At 70.2% G+C, this 16,804-nt stretch carries 16 protein-coding genes; 6 read left to right on the forward strand and 10 right to left on the reverse strand.

The genetic code is table 11. The features are described from left to right. Positions 1-426: 426 nt before the first annotated feature. From DEJ06_RS11305 to DEJ06_RS11325, 5 genes are all read right to left on the reverse strand, one after another. Complete coding sequence (locus DEJ06_RS11305; RefSeq protein WP_111039344.1) at positions 427-1,386, reverse strand: phosphodiesterase; 960 nt, start codon at positions 1,384-1,386, stop codon at positions 427-429. A 167-nt stretch (positions 1,387-1,553) separates the two neighbouring features. Then, positions 1,554-3,242, reverse strand: coding sequence for a ubiquinol-cytochrome c reductase cytochrome b subunit (locus tag DEJ06_RS11310; protein WP_071403835.1), 1,689 nt, complete (start codon positions 3,240-3,242; stop codon positions 1,554-1,556). Continuing rightward, positions 3,242-4,306, reverse strand: coding sequence for a ubiquinol-cytochrome c reductase iron-sulfur subunit (locus DEJ06_RS11315; protein ID WP_027465615.1), 1,065 nt, complete (start codon positions 4,304-4,306; stop codon positions 3,242-3,244). Before DEJ06_RS11315 ends, DEJ06_RS11310 begins: the two co-directional genes overlap by 1 nt. 33 nt (positions 4,307-4,339) lie before the next feature. After that, positions 4,340-5,149 (reverse strand): cytochrome c, encoded by an 810-nt coding sequence (locus DEJ06_RS11320; protein WP_071403834.1) that lies wholly within the window; start codon positions 5,147-5,149, stop codon positions 4,340-4,342. A gap of 21 nt (positions 5,150-5,170) precedes the next feature. Then, entirely contained in the window at positions 5,171-5,809 is a 639-nt protein-coding gene (locus DEJ06_RS11325; protein ID WP_027465617.1) for a heme-copper oxidase subunit III, read from the reverse strand. 70 nt (positions 5,810-5,879) lie between these two features. On the opposite strand from DEJ06_RS11325, the gene trpD reads away from it, so the two are divergent. Further along, complete coding sequence (trpD, locus tag DEJ06_RS11330) at positions 5,880-6,935, forward strand: anthranilate phosphoribosyltransferase (RefSeq protein ID WP_111030102.1); 1,056 nt, start codon at positions 5,880-5,882, stop codon at positions 6,933-6,935. Between the two features lie 689 nt (positions 6,936-7,624). Here the strand turns inward: trpD and glpK are convergent. Then, on the reverse strand, positions 7,625-9,136 hold the full coding sequence (gene glpK / locus DEJ06_RS11335; RefSeq protein WP_071403832.1) for a glycerol kinase GlpK: 1,512 nt from the start codon (positions 9,134-9,136) through the stop codon (positions 7,625-7,627). Positions 9,137-9,219: 83 nt separating this feature from the next. Then, on the reverse strand, positions 9,220-9,945 hold the full coding sequence (locus tag DEJ06_RS11340) for an MIP/aquaporin family protein (RefSeq protein WP_111039345.1): 726 nt from the start codon (positions 9,943-9,945) through the stop codon (positions 9,220-9,222). A 315-nt stretch (positions 9,946-10,260) separates the two neighbouring features. On the opposite strand from DEJ06_RS11340, the gene dhaK reads away from it, so the two are divergent. The 3 genes from dhaK (at position 10,261) to dhaM (ending at position 12,690) form a co-directional block, all read left to right on the forward strand. Next, positions 10,261-11,262, forward strand: coding sequence for a dihydroxyacetone kinase subunit DhaK (gene dhaK, locus DEJ06_RS11345; RefSeq protein ID WP_111039346.1), 1,002 nt, complete (start codon positions 10,261-10,263; stop codon positions 11,260-11,262). Between the two features lie 70 nt (positions 11,263-11,332). Continuing rightward, complete coding sequence (dhaL, locus tag DEJ06_RS11350; RefSeq protein WP_111039347.1) at positions 11,333-11,959, forward strand: dihydroxyacetone kinase subunit DhaL; 627 nt, start codon at positions 11,333-11,335, stop codon at positions 11,957-11,959. After that, entirely contained in the window at positions 11,956-12,690 is a 735-nt protein-coding gene (gene dhaM / locus DEJ06_RS11355) for a dihydroxyacetone kinase phosphoryl donor subunit DhaM (RefSeq protein ID WP_111039348.1), read from the forward strand. Before dhaL ends, dhaM begins: the two co-directional genes overlap by 4 nt. A gap of 42 nt (positions 12,691-12,732) precedes the next feature. Here dhaM and DEJ06_RS11360 read toward each other — a convergent pair whose 3' ends face one another. Further along, positions 12,733-13,311, reverse strand: a complete 579-nt coding sequence (locus DEJ06_RS11360) for a TetR/AcrR family transcriptional regulator C-terminal domain-containing protein (RefSeq protein WP_111039349.1) — start codon at positions 13,309-13,311, stop codon at positions 12,733-12,735. A gap of 54 nt (positions 13,312-13,365) precedes the next feature. Here DEJ06_RS11360 and DEJ06_RS11365 point away from each other — a divergent pair, with 54 nt between their 5' ends. After that, positions 13,366-14,586: a beta-ketoacyl synthase gene (locus tag DEJ06_RS11365; protein ID WP_111039350.1), complete on the forward strand. Its 1,221-nt coding sequence runs from the start codon at positions 13,366-13,368 to the stop codon at positions 14,584-14,586. On the opposite strand, the gene DEJ06_RS11370 is transcribed toward DEJ06_RS11365, so the two are convergent. Next, positions 14,573-15,406, reverse strand: a complete 834-nt coding sequence (locus tag DEJ06_RS11370) for a helix-turn-helix domain-containing protein (RefSeq protein WP_181436742.1) — start codon at positions 15,404-15,406, stop codon at positions 14,573-14,575. The two genes, DEJ06_RS11365 and DEJ06_RS11370, sit on opposite strands and share 14 nt — an antisense overlap. A gap of 102 nt (positions 15,407-15,508) precedes the next feature. On the opposite strand from DEJ06_RS11370, the gene DEJ06_RS11375 reads away from it, so the two are divergent. Next, a complete protein-coding gene (locus DEJ06_RS11375; RefSeq protein ID WP_111039352.1) occupies positions 15,509-16,189 on the forward strand; it encodes an SDR family NAD(P)-dependent oxidoreductase in 681 nt (226 codons plus the stop codon). Between the two features lie 30 nt (positions 16,190-16,219). Here the strand turns inward: DEJ06_RS11375 and DEJ06_RS11380 are convergent, their stop codons facing one another. Beyond that, a complete protein-coding gene (locus DEJ06_RS11380; RefSeq protein ID WP_111039353.1) occupies positions 16,220-16,660 on the reverse strand; it encodes a GNAT family N-acetyltransferase in 441 nt (146 codons plus the stop codon). Positions 16,661-16,804: the final 144 nt, after the last annotated feature.

Here is a 16,804-nt window from a genome sequence, read left to right on the forward strand (position 1 = left end):
CCCAGCCACGAGGTTCGACGCACCCGCACGCTCCACCGGTCACGACTCCCCGCCACCCCCACGCCGAGCGGTCACAGCCCGTCGCCTGCGCCGCCCACAGCCGACGGAACATGACCACGCGACGCAGCACCCGCGGTGAGTCGCGACCACCCCGCGGGCCGGGAGGCGCGGGTCGGGCCCGCCACGGGCCTCCCGGCCGCCGCGCGTGCCCGTCGGGACGTACACGACGCCGCGCGGTCAAGACACCCCGTTGACTGCCCGCCGAGCGGTCACGAACTGTTGATTGCCGAGCCGCCAGCCGACGGAACGTGACCACTCGCCGCGCACTGACGGGGAGTCGTGACCGCACGCGCCAACGCTTGGTGAGCAGAAGAGGTCGGGTCCGCATGGCAGACCCGACCTCTTCTGCACTCGGAGTGCGCGGGGCTACCGGTGGATGGGGGAGACGGGCACCGAGTCGAGCGTGAACACCGGGATGCTCGAGGTGACCGGTGCCGGCTCGACGGCCGCGGGGATCGTCACGCCGTGCGCCGCGAGCTTCGCCTCGGTCTCGAGCGCGGAGACGGGCTGTCCGACGGTGGCGTAGTGCCCGATCGGGACGACCGAGTGCACGACGTTGTGGCCGTAGACGTGCACGAGGTTGAACGACTGCGCACCGTCTCGTCCGCGGGTGCCGCCCTGGAACTCCGTGAGGTCCTGGGTGTAGCAGGTGGCGCTGGCGACGGACACCGGGATGCCGGCGAACACCGCACTGGTCGAGTAGTGCAGGTGCCCGGCGATGATGGCGAGGACGTCACTGCCCTCGACGACCTCGGCCAGGGCCTGCTGGTCGCGGAGCTCGACGAGGACGGTGAGGTCCTGGACGCTCGGCACCGGCGGGTGGTGCATCGCGAGGATGGTGCCGTGCGGCGCGGCCTCGGACAGGACCTCGGCGAGCCAGTCGAGCTGCTCGGGGGAGACCTCACCGTGGTGGTGACCCGGAACGCTCGTGTCGAGGGTGATCACGCGGAGGCCGTTGACGTCGTAGACGAAGTCGACCGGGCGATCGGTGGGCTGCAGGCCGAAGAGCTCCTGGCGGAAGGCACCGCGCTCGTCGTGGTTGCCCATCGCCCAGATGACCTGTGCACCGATGCGCTGGGCGGCCGGTTCGAGGATCTCGCGGACACGGGCGTACGCTCCCGGCTCGCCCTTGTCGGCCACGTCGCCGGTGACGACGATCGCTTCGGGACGCGTGCCCGAGGCCTCGATGTCCTCGACGATCTGCGAGAGCCGAGCGGCGGAGTCGACATCGCCGTACAGGTTGCGGTCCCCGGAGACGAGGTGAGTGTCGCTGAGGTGGAGGAGGAAGTGGTTCGGCCTGGGGTGTTCGGCCGTCCGGCTGTCCATCGGGGTCTCATTCCGTTGGCGGATGCGTGGTGCAACACGTTGCCACACCGTCCTGGACGAGTCCAGCACGCGAGAGTGAACCAGCCGTGAACTGGGGGCGGCGTGTTGCCCTGTGCACGAAGAAACCCCCGCCACTTCGTGACGGGGGTTGCTTCGTGCGCTACCGATCAGTGATCGCCGGGGCCGACCTGGGGAGCCTGGTGGCCGCCCTCGAGGTTCGGGCCGTGGTGCGCGGCGTGTGCTGCCTCGAGCTCTGCCTTCGAGACCGGTTCGATGCGGTCTTCGAAGAAGAAGCGGGAGACGCCGGCGCGGACCTTCTGCAGACCCGTGATCTTGCCCTTGGCGTTCGGGCGGATCATCAGCGGCTTGTACTCGTTGAACTGCAGGAGCTTCCAGCGCTCGTACTCGTCGAGCTGCTCGTGCACCTCGATGTACTCGCCGTGGGGGAGTCGGACGATGCGGCCCGACTCGTAGCCGTGCAGGACGATCTCGCGGTCCTTCTTCTGGAGGGCGAGGCAGACACGCTTCGTGATCCAGAAGGCGATGAACGGACCGAGGACCGTCGTTGCCTGGATCACGTGGATCACGTGTTCGATCGACACCAGGAAGTGCGTCGCGATGATGTCCGACGAGGCTGCTGCCCAGAGGCTGGCGTAGAGCGTGATGCCAGCGGCACCGAACGCCGTGCGCGTCGGGGCGTTGCGCGGGCGGTCGAGGATGTGGTGCTCACGCTTGTCGCCCGTGACCCACGCCTCGATGAAGGGGTAGAGCAGGATCGCCAGGATGAGCAGCACCAGGACCGCGATCGGCGCCAGGATGTTGAACGACACCGTGTAGCCGAACCACACGACCTCCCAGTGCGGCGGGACCAGTCGGAGCGCACCGTCGGCGAAGCCGATGTACCAGTCGGGCTGGGTACCGGCGGACACCGGGGAGGGGTCGTACGGGCCGTAGTTCCAGATCGGGTTGATCGTGAACAGCGACGCGATGAGGGCCAGGATGCCCGCGACGATGAAGAAGAACCCACCGGCCTTCGCGGCGAACGCCGGGAGGATCGGGACACCGACGACGTTCTCGTTGGTCTTGCCCGGACCGGCGAACTGCGTGTGCTTGTTGATCACGACGAGCACGAGGTGGACACCGAGCACCGCGACGAGGATCGCCGGTAGCAGCAGGATGTGCAGCGTGTACAGGCGGCCGACGATGTCGGTCCCCGGGAACTCACCACCGAACAGCAGGTAGGCGATCCAGACGCCGATCACCGGGACACCCTCGATCATGCCGACGATGATCCGCAGACCGTTTCCGGAGAGCAGGTCGTCGGGGAGCGAGTAGCCGGTGAAGCCCTCGGCCATGGCGAGGACCCAGAGCAGGAAGCCGAAGACCCAGTTGAGCTCACGCGGCTTGCGGAAGGCGCCGGTGAAGAACACGCGGGCCATGTGCAGCATGATCGACGCCACGAACAGCAGGGCTGCCCAGTGGTGGACCTGGCGGACGAAGAGCCCGCCGCGGATGTCGAACGAGATGTCGAGCGTGGACTGCAGGGCCGTCGACATCGCCACGCCCTTGAGCGGGACGTACGAGCCGTTGTAGACGACCTCGGTCATGGACGCCTGGAAGAAGAACGTCAGGAAGGTCCCGGAGAGCAGCACGACGACGAAGCTGTACAGCGCCACCTCGCCGAGCATGAAGCTCCAGTGGTCCGGGAAGATCTTGCGGCCGACTTCCTTGACGAGGCCCGAGATGCTGGTGCGCTCGTCGATGTAGTTGGCGACCCCGCCGATGATGCGGGATCCGCGCTCCGGCGCCGGCTTGTTCGTCGACGTGTTCGGTGCGGTGGTGGTGGTGCTGGTCATCAGCGTTCACGCTCCCAGAAGGACGGTCCGACCGGCTCGTGGAAGTCGCTCTGGGCAACCAGGTAGCCGTCGTCGTCGATCGCGATCGGAAGTTGGGGGAGGGGGCGTGCTGCCGGACCGAAGATGACCTCGCAGTTGTTCGAGACATCGAAGGTGGACTGGTGGCACGGGCACAGCAGGTGGTGCGTCTGCTGTTCGTAGAGCGCGACGGGGCAACCGACGTGGGTGCAGATCTTGGAGTACGCGACGATGCCGTCGTAGCCCCAGTTCTCGTGGCCCTTGGACGGGTTGAGGTCCTTCGGGTCGAGACGCATGAGGAGGACGGAGGCCTTGGCCTTCTCCTCCAGCATGTGCTCGGACTCGAGCATGCCCTCGGGGATGACGTGGAACACCGAACCGATGGTGACGTCGGAGGCCTTGATCGGCAGACCCGTCGGGTCCTTCGTCAGGCGCAGGCCCTGCTTCCAGAAGGTGTGGCGGAGCAGCTCGTTGGGGTCCTCGGCGGGAGCGAGGTCACGGACCAGGACGATGCCGGGGAGCGGGAACGCGGCCAGGGCACCGATCATCGAGTTGCGGATCAGCTTGCGACGGCTGAAGCCCGACTCCTTGTCGGCGAGCTGGAACGCCTCGACCGCCTTGGCGCGGGTCGCGTCGGTGCCGCGGGTGCCGTGGCGGAGCTCGGTGATCTCACGGTCGACGACCAGGGACTTCGACCAGTAGACGGCGCCGAGGCCGAGGGCGAGGAGCGCGAGGGCGATCGACAGGCCCAGGAAGAGGTTCGCGGTGCGGACCGTCCCGAAGTCGCTCGGGTCGATCGGGAAGGCGACGTACGCAGCGATCGACAGGACGCTGCCGACGATCGACAGGTAGAAGTACGCGGCGACCTGGCGCTCGGCCAGACGCTGCTTCTTCGGGTCGACGTCGGTGCGACGCGGACGGTGCGGCGGCTCGCCCGGGTTCTCGAACGGGTCGACGGGGAGGACCGCGATCCCGGGGGAGGTGGTCGTGCCGTGCTTCTCGACAGCCGAGGACGAGTTCAGCGTCTCGTCGTCGTGCTCTGCCATGGTGTTCCCTTCAGTGTCGTTCGACACGGACGATCAGTTGGACTTCGCGGTCAGCCAGACGGTCATCGCGACGACCGCGCCGAGTCCGAAGATCCAGATGAACAGACCCTCGGCGACCGGCCCCAGGGAGCCGAGTGCGAAGCCACCGGGGGACTTGTTGTCCTGCACGTACTTGAGGTACGTGATGATGTCGGCCTTCTGCTCCGGCGTCAGGTTCAGGTCGTTGAAGACCGGCATGTTCTGCGGACCGGTGAGCATGGCCTCGTAGATGTGCTTGCCGGAGACCGTCTCGAGGTTCGGGGCGTACTTGCCCTCGGTCAGCGCACCGCCGGCGCCGGCCACGTTGTGGCACATGGCGCAGTTGATGCGGAACAGCTCGGCGCCTTCGGCAGCGTCGCCGTCCTCACCGTTGGTGAGCTCGGTGGACGGGACCGACGGGCCGGGGCCGAGGGAGGCGACGTACTGCGCGAGCGCGTCGACCTGCTCGTCCGTGAACTGCGCGGGCTTCTCTTCGGCCTGCGGACCCTGAGCGGCCATCGGCATGCGGCCGGTGCCGACCTGGAAGTCGACCGACGCGGCGCCGACACCGATGAGGGACGGGCCCTCGCTCGTGCCCTGCGCGGAGAGACCGTGGCAGGTGGCGCAGTTCGAGGCGAAGAGCTTCTCGCCCTCGTTCACCTGCGACTGGCTCGAGGCGGCGACGGTGTTCGTGCTGTCGTCGGCGTTCGCCGTGGAGCTGAACAGTGCGTACGCGCCACCGGTGGTCATGAGACCCACGACGATGAGCGACACGGTCGCCATCGGTGAACGGCGGCCCTTCTTGGACTTGGTTCTGTTGAACATGTGCTGGGGGGTGTCCAGTTCCTACTTGAGAAGGTAGATGACGGCGAAGAGGAAGATCCACACGACGTCGACGAAGTGCCAGTAGTACGACACGACGATGGCGGTGGTCGCTTCCTTGTGGCCGAAGTTCTTGGCGGCGAAACCGCGGCCGAGCGTCAGCAGGAAGGCGATGAGGCCACCGGTCACGTGGAGCCCGTGGAACCCGGTGGTCATGTAGAACGCCGAGCCGTAGGCACTGGAGGAGAGCGTCACGCCCTCGTGCCAGAGGTTGGCGTACTCGAAGATCTGGCCGCAGACGAAGATCGCACCCATCGCGTAGGTGACGAAGAACCACTCCGTCATGCCCCAGTGGCGCGGGTTCCAGCTCGTCCGGTGCACCTGGAAGCGCTCCGCAGCGAACACGGCGAACTGGCAGGCGAAGCTGGACAGCACCAGGATGATCGTGTTCACGGAGGCGAAGGGCACCTCGAGCTTCGCGGTCTCGGTCGCCCAGAGCTCAGGGGACGTGCTGCGGAGCGTGAAGTAGATCGCGAACAGGCCGGCGAAGAACATGACCTCGCTGCCCAGCCACACGATCGTCCCCACGGCCACGGCGTTCGGCCTGTTGAGGGCCGGACCGCTGGCTGATCTGGAGAGAGAGGTGCTAGTCACGTCCTCCATTATGGCCGAAACCCCCGACAGTGTTTTCGCAGGAGACTGGCGGGTCTCTCGAATTCACTACGATCGAGCCATGCCTGACGCACTTTCTTGGCCAGCAGTGATCAGCGCGCTCATGGCGCGCGAGGACCTGACGATCAGGCAATCCACATGGGCCATGGAGGAGATCGTGCACGGGCGCGCCACCCAGGCACAGATCGCAGCCTTTGCCGTGACGCTCCGCGCGAAGGGCGAGACCGTCGACGAGGTCGTCGGGTTCCGCGACGCGATCCTGGACGCCGCGGTTCCGCTCGACGTCGACCCGATGGCGCTCGACATCGTCGGGACCGGTGGCGACGTGGTCGGCACCGTGAACATCTCGACCATGGCGGCCATCGTGATCGCCGCCGCCGGGGTCCCCGTCGTCAAGCACGGCAACAAGGCCAGCTCGTCGAAGTCCGGCTCGAGCGACGTGCTCGCCGCCCTCGGACTCGATCTCACGATGGACGCCGCGCGTGTCGCGGACACCTTCCGGCGTGTCGGGCTGACCTTCGCCTTCGCCAACGCGTTCCACCCCGGTTTCGCCCACGCAGGCCCGGTGCGGCGCGAGATCGGCGTGCCGACGGTGTTCAACTTCCTCGGCCCGCTGGTCAACCCCGCACGGTGCGAGGCCAACGCCGTGGGGGTCGCCCAGCTCGACCTCGTCCCGATCATCACGGGCGTGTTCCAGACGCGCGGAGCGACGGCCCTCGTGTTCCGCGGCGACGACGGACTCGACGAGCTGACCACCACCGGGCACAGCCACATCTGGGAGGTCACGGGCGGCCGCGTCACCGAGCACGACCTCGACCCGCGGGACCTCGGCATCGCCCGGGCACGCACGGAGGACCTGCTCGGCGGCGACCCCGAGCACAACGCCGGCGTCGTCCACCGGGTGCTCGCGGGGGAGACCGGACCCGTCCGCGACATCGTCCTGCTGAACGCCGCGGCCGGCCTCGTCTCGTTCCGGCTGGCACAGGACCCGAACGAGTCCGACCGGCCGATCCTGCAGCGCTTCCGCGAGCAGCTGGTCGTCGCCGCCGAGGCGGTCGACTCAGGCGCCGGTGCGCGCAAACTGGCTGATTGGGTCGGCGCAGCTCCCGCCGCGTAGTCCACGCCGCCCTGCGCACCGTGCGCGGTGCGTCACCCGGTGCGAGCCTGACGGCTCGGTGCTGCGCCACGAGCGCGCACCCGGCAGCCACCGCTGCACCCGGTCAACAAGCCCGCACCGTGCCGTTCCGGCGACCCCCTGCCGGACTGGAGGCCCGTGGCGGGCCCGCCCCGCGCCTCCAGTCCGCACCGTGCGCGGTCTGCGATCCCGTGCCGCTTCCGCGCAAGCCGCACCGTGCGCGGTGCGTCAGCCGGTGCGAGCCTGACGGCTCGGTGCTGCGCCACGGGCGCGCACCAGGCGGTCACCGCTGCACCCCGTCAACAAGCCCGCACCGTGCCGTTCCGGCGACCCCCTGCCGGACTGGAGGCCCGTGGCGGGCCCGCCCCGCGCCTCCAGTCCGCACCGTGCGCGGTCTGCGATCCCGTGCCGCTTCCGCGCAAGCCGCACCGTGCGCGGTGCGTCACCCGGTGCGGGCCTGACGGCTCGGTGCTGCGCCACGTGCGCGCACCCGCCCGTCACCGCTGCACCCGGTCAACAAGACCGCACCGTGCCGCGCCGGCAACCACCCGACGACCGCGACCAGCCCGCAGGAGACGCAACGCACAGGAGGCCCGGTGCCGGTTCATGGAACCGGCACCGGGCCTACCGTCGGTGCGTTCAGTGCACGCGGTCAGCGTGCGCGTGTTTCGCTACTGCACGTCCTCGTCAACCCAGTCGAAGGTCTTCGTGACGGCCTTCTTCCACAGGCGGAGCGTGCGCTCGCGCTCGGCGGCGTCGAGCTGGGGCTCCCAGCGCTTGTCCTCCTGCCAGTTGGCACGGAGCTCGTCGAGGTTGGCCCAGAAGCCGACCGCGAGACCGGCGGCGTAGGCCGCTCCGAGCGCCGTCGTCTCCGCGACGACCGGACGGACGACCGGCACGTTGAGCATGTCGGCCTGGAACTGCATGAGCTCGCTGTTCGCGGTCATGCCGCCGTCGACCTTGAGCTCGGTCAGGTCCACGCCGGAGTCGGCGTTGACCGCGTCGAGCACCTCGCGGGTCTGCAGCGCCGTCGCTTCGAGGGCAGCGCGCGCGATGTGCCCCTTGTTGACGAAGCGGGTGAGGCCGACGATCGCACCGCGGGCGTCCGGACGCCAGTACGGCGCGAAGAGCCCGGAGAACGCCGGCACGAAGTACACGCCACCGTTGTCCTCGACGGTCTTGGCCAGGGCCTCGACCTCCGGGGCGCTGCCGATCAGACCGAGGTTGTCGCGGAGCCACTGGATGAGCGAGCCCGTGACGGCGATCGAACCCTCGAGGGCGTAGTGCGTCTCCTGGTCGCCGAGCTTGTAGCCGACGGTGGTGAGCAGGCCGTTCTCGGAGCGGACGATCTCGGTACCGGTGTTGAAGATCAGGAAGTTGCCGGTGCCGTAGGTGTTCTTCGACTCGCCCTGGTCGAACGCGGCCTGACCGAAGGTCGCGGCCTGCTGGTCGCCGAGGATGCCGGCGATCGGGACCTCGCGCAGCAGGCTCGAGGACTCGACGTGGCCGTAGACCTCGGAGGAGCTGACGATCTCGGGGAGCATCGACTTCGGGACACCGAAGTCGGCGAGGATGTCGTCGCGCCACTGCAGCGTCTCGAGGTCCATGAACAGCGTGCGGGACGCGTTCGTGACGTCGGTCTTGTGCACGCCGCCGTCGATGCCACCGGTCAGGTTCCAGAGGACCCAGGTGTCGGTGGTGCCGAAGAGCAGGTCGCCCGCCTCGGCCTTCTCACGAGCACCCTCGACGTTCTCGAGGATCCACATGATCTTGGTGCCGGCGAAGTAGGTCGCGAGCGGCAGGCCGACGATGGCCTTGTACTTGTCGGTGTCGCCGTCGGCGAGCTTGTCGACGAGCGCCTGCGTGCGGGTGTCCTGCCAGACGATCGCGTTGTAGATCGGCTTGCCGGTGGTCTTGTCCCAGACGACGGCCGTCTCGCGCTGGTTGGTGATGCCGACGGCTGCGACGTCGTGGCGCGTGATGTCGGCACGCGACAGTGCCTGACCGATCACCTCGCGGGTGTTGTCCCAGATCTCGGCGGGGTCGTGCTCGACCCACCCGGCGCGCGGGAAGATCTGCTCGTGTTCCTTCTGCCCGGTCGAGATGATCGAACCGGAGTGGTCGAACACGATTGCTCGGGTCGAGGTCGTGCCCTGGTCGATGGCGACGATGTAGTCGGCCATTGGTGCTCCTTACGGGTGTGTTCGGTGCGGGTGCGTGTCCGGCCGTACTGCACGGCCGTCCACGCCTTCGGGGTGGGGGTGGGTCAGCTGACGATGGGCAGCAGGGCGTAGGACAGCCCGGCAGCGAGGGCGCCACCGATCAGCGGTCCGACGACCGGCACCCATGCGTAGGCCCAGTCGCTCGAGCCCTTGCCCTTGATGGGCAGGAAGGCGTGCGCGATGCGGGGGCCGAGGTCACGGGCCGGGTTGATGGCGTAGCCGGTGGGGCCACCGAGGCTGACACCGATCGCGATCACGAGGAAGGCGACGGGGATCGCACCGAGCGATGCCGGCGTCTGACCGTTCGAGAACGCGATGACGACGAAGACCAGCACGAAGGTGCCGATGATCTCCGTGACGAGGTTCCAGCCGTACGACCGGATCGCGGGGCCGGTCGAGAAGACGCCGAGCTTGGCGGCCGCGTCGGGCTCCTCGTCGAAGTGCTGCTTGTAGGCGAGCCAGACGATGACCGCACCGATGATCGCGCCGATCAGCTGGGCGAGCCAGAACAGGAACATCTCGCCGACGGTGATGTTGCCGAGGATCGCCTGCGCGAGGCTGACCGCGGGGTTGAGCTGTCCGCCGGACTTGTAGGACACGGTGACACCGGCGAAGACCGCGAAGCCCCAGCCGATCGTGACCATCAGGAACCCGGCTCCGAAGCCCTTCGACTTCGCCAGCGACACAGCGGCGACGACGCCGCCACCCAGGATGATGAGCATCGCCGTACCGACGAGCTCGGACAGGAACTTGACGCCGATGTCGTCCATCGGTGACCTCCAGTGCGTGAGGTGGGGGTCCGGCCGTGCTGCGCCGCACTCCCCGTTGAGTGATTGAGGCCAACCATAGTGACGACGCTCACGGCCGGGCGATGAATTCGTGAGCGAAGTGCGGCATCGTGCACGAACGTGCAGGGCGAGTGTCCCCTGCACGATCCCGAGCCGGTGGCGCGTCCTCGGCGCACTGCACGAACGTGCATCGGGAGAGGACGGTCGCTCGTGCCGTCGATGTAGATTGGGCGCACTCCGGTCGACGACGCGCGGTGTGACCGCCACGGTTCGACCCCGTACCCGTGGAGGCACCGCATGAAGAAGCTCATCAACGACCCGCAGGCCGTGGTCGAGGAGACCGTCCGGGGCTTCGCCCGGGCACACGCCGGACACATCGTCCTGGTCGAGGACCCGATCCACCTCCACCGCGCTGACGCACCCGTCGCCGGCAAGGTCGGGATCGTCAGCGGCGGTGGCAGCGGGCACGAACCGCTGCACGCCGGCTTCGTCGGGTACGGCATGCTCGACGCCGCGGTGCCCGGCCCGGTGTTCACGAGCCCGACGCCCGACCCGATCGTCGCCGCGACGAAGGCCGTCGACGGCGGAGCGGGCGTGCTGCACATCGTGAAGAACTACACCGGCGACGTGCTCAACTTCGAGACGGCCGCCGAGCTCGCGGCGATGGACGACGTCCGGGTCGAGTCCGTCGTGGTGGACGACGACGTCGCGGTGCAGGACTCCCTGTTCACCGCCGGTCGTCGCGGCGTCGCCGGGACCGTCGTGGTGGAGAAGTGCGCCGGCGCCGCCGCCGAGCGCGGGGATGACCTGGACGCGGTCGCCGCCGTGGCCCGGCACGTCAACGACGTCACGCGGTCGATGGGGCTCGCACTGGCGTCGGGCACCGTCCCGCACGCGGGGGAGCCGTCGTTCGTGCTCGCCGACGACGAGGTCGAGCTCGGCATCGGCATCCACGGCGAGCCCGGCCGCGAGCGGATCGCGATGGCACCGGCGGACGAGCTGGTCGACCGCGTGCTCGAACCGATCCTGACCGACCTCGACGCCCCGGCCGGGTCGTCGCTGCTGCTCCTGGTGAACGGCATGGGCGGCACCCCGCTGTCCGAGCTCTACATCGCGTACCGACGCGCCGCCGAGGTCCTCTCCGACCGCGGCCACCAGGTCACGCGTAGTTTGGTCGGCGACTACGTCACGTCCCTCGAGATGCAGGGGTTCTCGCTCACCGTCACGGTGCTCGACGACGAACTCACGGCCCTCTGGGACGCCCCGGTGGAGACCCCGGCCCTGCGATGGGGACGCTGAGCGTCCACGGCCGCTCGACCACCGGACCACGACAACGGGCCACCGGGCCCGACACACGAAGGGAACCGCATTGGCGCTCGACACCGCATGGGCCATCGACTGGGTCCGTCGCACCGCCGCGACGATCGATGAACACCGCGCCGAGCTCGTCACGCTCGACCGTGAGATCGGCGACGGCGACCACGGCGAGAACCTCGACCGCGGGTTCCGGGCCGTGCTCGAGGCCGTCGACTCCGGGTCCTTCGACACCCCGGGTGCCGTGCTCAAGACCGTCGCGACGAAGCTCATCTCGACCGTGGGCGGGGCGGCCGGCCCGCTCTTCGGCACCGCCTACCTGAAGGCGGCGCAGGCCGCCGGTGACGCGGCCGAACTCGACGCGGACACCCTCGTCGCCGTGCTCACCGCCGCCCGCGACGGTGTCGTGTCCCGCGGCAAGGCAGCGGTCGGCGACAAGACGATGGTCGACGCGTGGAGCCCCGCGGTCGACGCCGCAGCAGCGGCCGCCGGTGCCGGCGACGACCCGAAGGCCGTGCTCAGCGCAGCAGCCGACGCCGCCGCGCAGGGTGCGGCGGACACCGAGCCGCTCGTCGCCCACAAGGGCCGCGCGAGCTACCTGGGCGACCGCGCGATCGGGTACCGCGACCCCGGTGCGCAGTCGACCGCGTACATCCTGCGCGCAGCGGTGGACGCAGCGTGACCGTCGGCATCCTGGTCGTCTCGCACAGCGCGGCGATCGCGACGGGCACGGTCGAGCTGGCACGGCAGATGGCCGCGGACGTGCCGCTCGTCGCCGCGGGCGGAACGGACGACGGCGGCATCGGCACCTCGTTCGAGGCGATCACCGCCGGCATCGAGGGACTCGCCCAGGCGGGCGCCGTCGTGGTCCTGTGCGACCTCGGCTCCGCCTACCTGACGACCGACACCGCGCTCGACTTCCTGGACGACGACGTCCGCGCACGCGTCCACGTGTCGCACGCCCCGTTGGTCGAGGGAGCGGTGGCGGCCGCGGTCGCCGCCCAGACGGGCGGTGACGCCGACGCGGTGCTGGCCGCCGCAGCGTCGGCCGCGGGTTCCGAGGCGGACGCGAGCACCGCCTCCCGTCCGTCCGGTGACCAGCCTGGAGGCACGGGGCCGGCCGACGGGGCCGCTCCCGTCGACGACGCGGCCGGGTCCGACCGCGTCAGCGCGTCGGTCGAGCTGGTCAACGAGACCGGGCTGCACGCCCGGCCCGCCGCGGAGTTCGTGAAGACGGCGGCGAAGTACGACGCGAGCGTGCACGTCAACGGCGTGGACGCGAAGAGCCTGCTGGCGATCATGGCCCTGGCGCTGCCGAAGGGTGCGACGGTGTCGATCGACGCGTCCGGCCGGGACGCGCAGTCCGCAGTCGACGCCCTGGTGGAACTGGTCCGGTCCGGCTTCGGCGAGTGACACCGCCGCCGGGGGAGCCCCCGGCGGCGGTGCCCGTCCCGGTCAACGGATCGAGATCGTCCCCGCCAGGTCGAGGTCCGAGGGGCCGCCGGTGACCCCGGCGTCTGCGAGCAGGGTGGCACCGAACACGGCGCTCCAGAACGTGCGGGCGTCCCGGGCGACACCGCTCGGGCTGGTCCAGCCCTGGTCGGCGACGACGCGCTCCAGGTAGCGCTCGGACTGCCGGAACAGCACGGCGAGCAGCAGCCGCACGCGCTCACGCTGAGCCGGGTCGTCCCCGGCTGCCCCGAGCGCGCGCACCACGAGCGGGGTCGACGGCATCGCGAGGGCGGTGCGGGCGAGGACCTGTCGGAACGACTCCGGCGAGCGCGCACGACGGCCGGCCGCCTGCAGTCGCGTGGTGTCGCGGAGGAACAGCGCGAACGCGGCGTCGAGCACCAGACGGTCCTTCGAGCCGTAGTGGTGCGTGATCTGGTTCGGGTAGACACCCGCGGCCCGGGCGACCTCGCTGACGGTGACGGTCCGAGCGCCCGCGCTGAGCAGTCCGGCCGTCGCGGCGAGGATCTTCGCCCGTGTCGCCGCGCCGCGTGCCGTGCCGGAGCCGTCCACCGTGGTTGCCATGTCGGAATTGTACGTGGTACAACTCAACTTGTTCAACGTACAAGAGGAGTTCCCGTGGACATCGTCATCACCGGCTTCGGCGCGGTCTCACCCTTCGGCCACGGCGTCGCGCCGCTCTGGGACGCCCTGGTGGCCGGTCGCTCCGGCGTCCGCGCCCTGCACCGCGACGGAGCGCTCTGGGAACAGGTGCCGATCCGGGTCGGGGCCGATGCCGCACTCGACGCCGAGGGGGCGCTCGGGCGGGTCCGCGCCAATCGCCTGGACCGCAGTCAGCAGCTGGCACTCGTCGCCGCGGACGAGGCCTGGGCCGACGCCGGTGCCCCCGCGGTGGAGGGCGACCGTCTCGCCGTGGTGATCGGCACCGGGATCGGGGGAGTGGAGACCCTCCTCGACGCCCACGACGTGCTCGGTGCGTCCGGTGCCCGGCGGGTCTCACCGCGCACGGTGCCGATGCTCATGGCGAACGGTGCCGCCGCGCAGATCAGCATCGCCTACGGGGCGCGGGGCGGCGCCTACACGACGGTGTCGGCATGTGCCTCCGGTGCGGAGGCCATCGCCACCGCCGCGCGACTCATCGCCACCGGTGAGGCCGACGTCGTCATCACCGGCGGGACCGAGGCCGCCGTCACCCCGGTGACGATGGCGTCGTTCGCCCAGTCGCAGGCCCTCGCGAAGCCCGACAGCGACGACCCCACGACCCTGTCCCGTCCGTTCGACGCCGACCGCCGCGGCTTCGTCCTCGGTGAGGGCGCCGGCATCGTCGTGCTCGAGCGCGCCGACCACGCCGTCGCCCGGGGGCAGCGGTCGCACGGCACGCTCGCCGGCTGGGGGATCACCTCGGACGCGCACCACATCACCGCACCGCTTTCGGACGGCAGCGAGCAGGAGCGGGCGATGCGCGCCGCGATCCGGATGGCGGGCCTCAACGGCGGCGACGTCGACCACGTGAACGCACACGCCACCGGCACCCCCGTCGGCGACGTCGGCGAGGCAGCCGCCATCAGCCGTGCGGTGGGGACCGGAGCGCTGGTCACCGCTCCGAAGAGCGCCATCGGGCACATGTTCGGCGCTGCCGGCGCTGTCGAGGCGATCCTGACCCTGCGGGCGCTCGAGACCGGGACCGTGCCACCGACCCTGAACCTCGACCGGCTCGACCCCGCGGTGGACCTCGACGTCGTCTCCGGCACCGCCCGGACCGCGCCGCTCCGTGCCGCGTTGAACAACTCGTTCGGGTTCGGCGGTCAGAACGCGTCGCTGGTGTTCACCGCGGCGTGAGCTCCTGCAGGCCGGTGACCCGGAGCAGGTCGAGCTTCGCGGCGTCCTCGGAGCCCGGGACGACCGTGTAGACGACGATCCGGAGGTCACCGCCGGGGACGCTCAGCACGTCGCAGTCGATCTCCACCGGCCCGACGGGCGTGTGCACGACCTTGCGGCTCGCACGGTGCTCGGCGATCCGGCCGGTCTCCCAGCGGCGGGCGAACTCGGGGGACTCCCGCAGCAGCCGGTCGACCAGGTCCGCCAGGTCGCGGTCCCCCGGGTAGCGGCCGTAGGCCTGTCGCAGGTCAGCGGCGAGGTCGCTCGAGAACTCCTCCTGGTGCTCGTCGTCCCAGTCCACTCCGTCGCGCTCCTGCGTGAAGTGCCGCCAGACCAGGTTGCGATCGAGCCCGACGTACCGCGAGGGGTCGCCGTTGACCGCGGCCCACAACTCGTTCCAGAGCACGATGTCGTGGGTCGCCGTGAACACCGCGAGCGGCACGTCGCCGAGCCGGTCGACCAGCCGCTGCACGCCGGGCGTGATGTGCCGCGGCACGACCTGACGCGACGGCGGGGCGACGCCGGCCACCCGGCACAGGTGGTCCCGCTCCTCGGACGACAGCCGGAGCGCCGTCGCGAGGGCGCCGAGCAGCTGCGGCGACGGGTTCGTCGCCCGGCCCTGCTCGAGGCGGACGACGTAGTCGACGCTCACGCCCGCCAGCGCGGCGAGCTCCTCGCGACGGAGGCCCGGGGTCCGTCTGCCGGGGCCGGCCGGCAGGCCGACCGCCTCGGGACGCACCCGGTCGCGCCAGGAACGCAACACGTTCGCGAACTCGCTCATGTCCACCATCATCGCCCCGCGCCTCCAGTCCGTCCTGGTACTGCCGGTCCCACCGTCGCACCGTGCCTGGGGGAGCCGGGCCGACGGGGGCAGGCTGGACGCATGACAACGACATTCATCACCGGGGCCAACCGCAGCCTCGGACTCGAGACCGCACGCCGACTGCTCGAGGCCGGCCACACCGTGTACGCCGGCATGCGCGACCCGGCCAGCGGCGACGACGCCCGCGCACTCGGCGCCCACGTCGTGCAGCTGGACGTCACCGACCAGGCCAGCATCGACGCGGCGATCGCGACCATCCCCGAGCTCGACGTCCTGGTGAACAACGCCGGGATCCTCGGCAGCTCGTTCGGGGTCGACGACCTCGACGCGAGCGCGATGGCGACCGTGCTCGACACCAACGTCACCGGCATCGTCCGGGTGACCCAGGCCGCGCTGCCCCTGCTGCGACGTTCGGCGGCACCCGTCATCGTGAACGTCTCGTCGGGGGTGGGGTTCCCGCGCTGGCTGACGACACCGGGACACGACGAGTACGGGGTGCCGGCGGTGCCGTACGCGGCGTCGAAGGCGGCCGTGATCGCGTTGACCGTGCAGTACGCGAAGAACCTGCCCGGCTTCCGGGTGAACGCGAGCGACCCGGGCTACACGGCGACGGAGTTCAACGGGTTCGGCGGGCACCAGACGATCACCGAGGGCACCGACGCCACGGTCATGCTCGCGACGATCGGCACCGACGGGCCGACGGGGGAGTTCCACAACCGCGAGGGCCGCATCGAGTACTGAGGGCAGCGCTGCGGGTGCACCCGCGCCCCGTCAGTCGTGCACGTCGGCGCCGAACCCCGGCCCGGGACGCATCATCCAGCCGTCCGGATCGGGCAGCGGGCGGAACCCGAACCGCTCGTACAACCCGTGTGCGTCCGCGGTGAACAGGGCGAAGCGCTTCAGGCCGAGCGGCTCGACCGCCTCGGTCACGCCGCGCACGAGTGCGACGCCGACGCCGCGGCCCCGGGCGTCGGGGTCCACGAACACGTCGGCGAGCCAGCCGAACGTCACGCCGTCGGTGATCACCCGCGCGTAGCCGAGCTGCTCGCCGGTCGTCACGTCGTACACGCCGAAGTTCCGGGAGCCGGCGATGATCGCCTCCTGCGTCGCCCGGTCACGGCCGCGGGCCCAGTACGACTCCTCGCTGAGCCAGCGGTGCACGCGGTCGACGTCGAGGTCTTCGGGGTCGGCGGAGAAGCGCAGGTCGGTCATCTCCTCAGTCAACCGGAGACGCGGCGGAGGGTCGACGTCCGATCCGGATCCGGTGGACCGTTCCTCGATGCGTCCGCGATGCCCGCAAGAACGAATACGACATATTCATTGCAGCATTCCAGATGGATTCCTACACTCCTGGGC

The organism is Curtobacterium sp. MCLR17_051 (assembly GCF_003234395.1).
In the GTDB taxonomy this organism is placed as follows: Bacteria; Actinomycetota; Actinomycetes; order Actinomycetales; family Microbacteriaceae; genus Curtobacterium; species Curtobacterium flaccumfaciens.

Coding starts and splice junctions, on each gene's coding strand:
- DEJ06_RS11325 (WP_027465617.1), bottom strand. CDS start 5,809: ATGGAGGACGTGACTAGCACCTCTCTCTCCAGATCAGCCAGCGGTCCG.
- DEJ06_RS11315 (WP_027465615.1), bottom strand. CDS start 4,306: ATGGCAGAGCACGACGACGAGACGCTGAACTCGTCCTCGGCTGTCGAG.
- trpD (WP_111030102.1), top strand. CDS start 5,880: ATGCCTGACGCACTTTCTTGGCCAGCAGTGATCAGCGCGCTCATGGCG.
- dhaK (WP_111039346.1), top strand. CDS start 10,261: ATGAAGAAGCTCATCAACGACCCGCAGGCCGTGGTCGAGGAGACCGTC.
- DEJ06_RS11320 (WP_071403834.1), bottom strand. CDS start 5,149: ATGTTCAACAGAACCAAGTCCAAGAAGGGCCGCCGTTCACCGATGGCG.
- DEJ06_RS11360 (WP_111039349.1), bottom strand. CDS start 13,311: ATGGCAACCACGGTGGACGGCTCCGGCACGGCACGCGGCGCGGCGACA.
- DEJ06_RS11375 (WP_111039352.1), top strand. CDS start 15,509: ATGACAACGACATTCATCACCGGGGCCAACCGCAGCCTCGGACTCGAG.
- glpK (WP_071403832.1), bottom strand. CDS start 9,136: ATGGCCGACTACATCGTCGCCATCGACCAGGGCACGACCTCGACCCGA.
- DEJ06_RS11305 (WP_111039344.1), bottom strand. CDS start 1,386: ATGGACAGCCGGACGGCCGAACACCCCAGGCCGAACCACTTCCTCCTC.
- DEJ06_RS11380 (WP_111039353.1), bottom strand. CDS start 16,660: ATGACCGACCTGCGCTTCTCCGCCGACCCCGAAGACCTCGACGTCGAC.
- DEJ06_RS11340 (WP_111039345.1), bottom strand. CDS start 9,945: ATGGACGACATCGGCGTCAAGTTCCTGTCCGAGCTCGTCGGTACGGCG.
- DEJ06_RS11370 (WP_181436742.1), bottom strand. CDS start 15,406: ATGAGCGAGTTCGCGAACGTGTTGCGTTCCTGGCGCGACCGGGTGCGT.
- DEJ06_RS11310 (WP_071403835.1), bottom strand. CDS start 3,242: ATGACCAGCACCACCACCACCGCACCGAACACGTCGACGAACAAGCCG.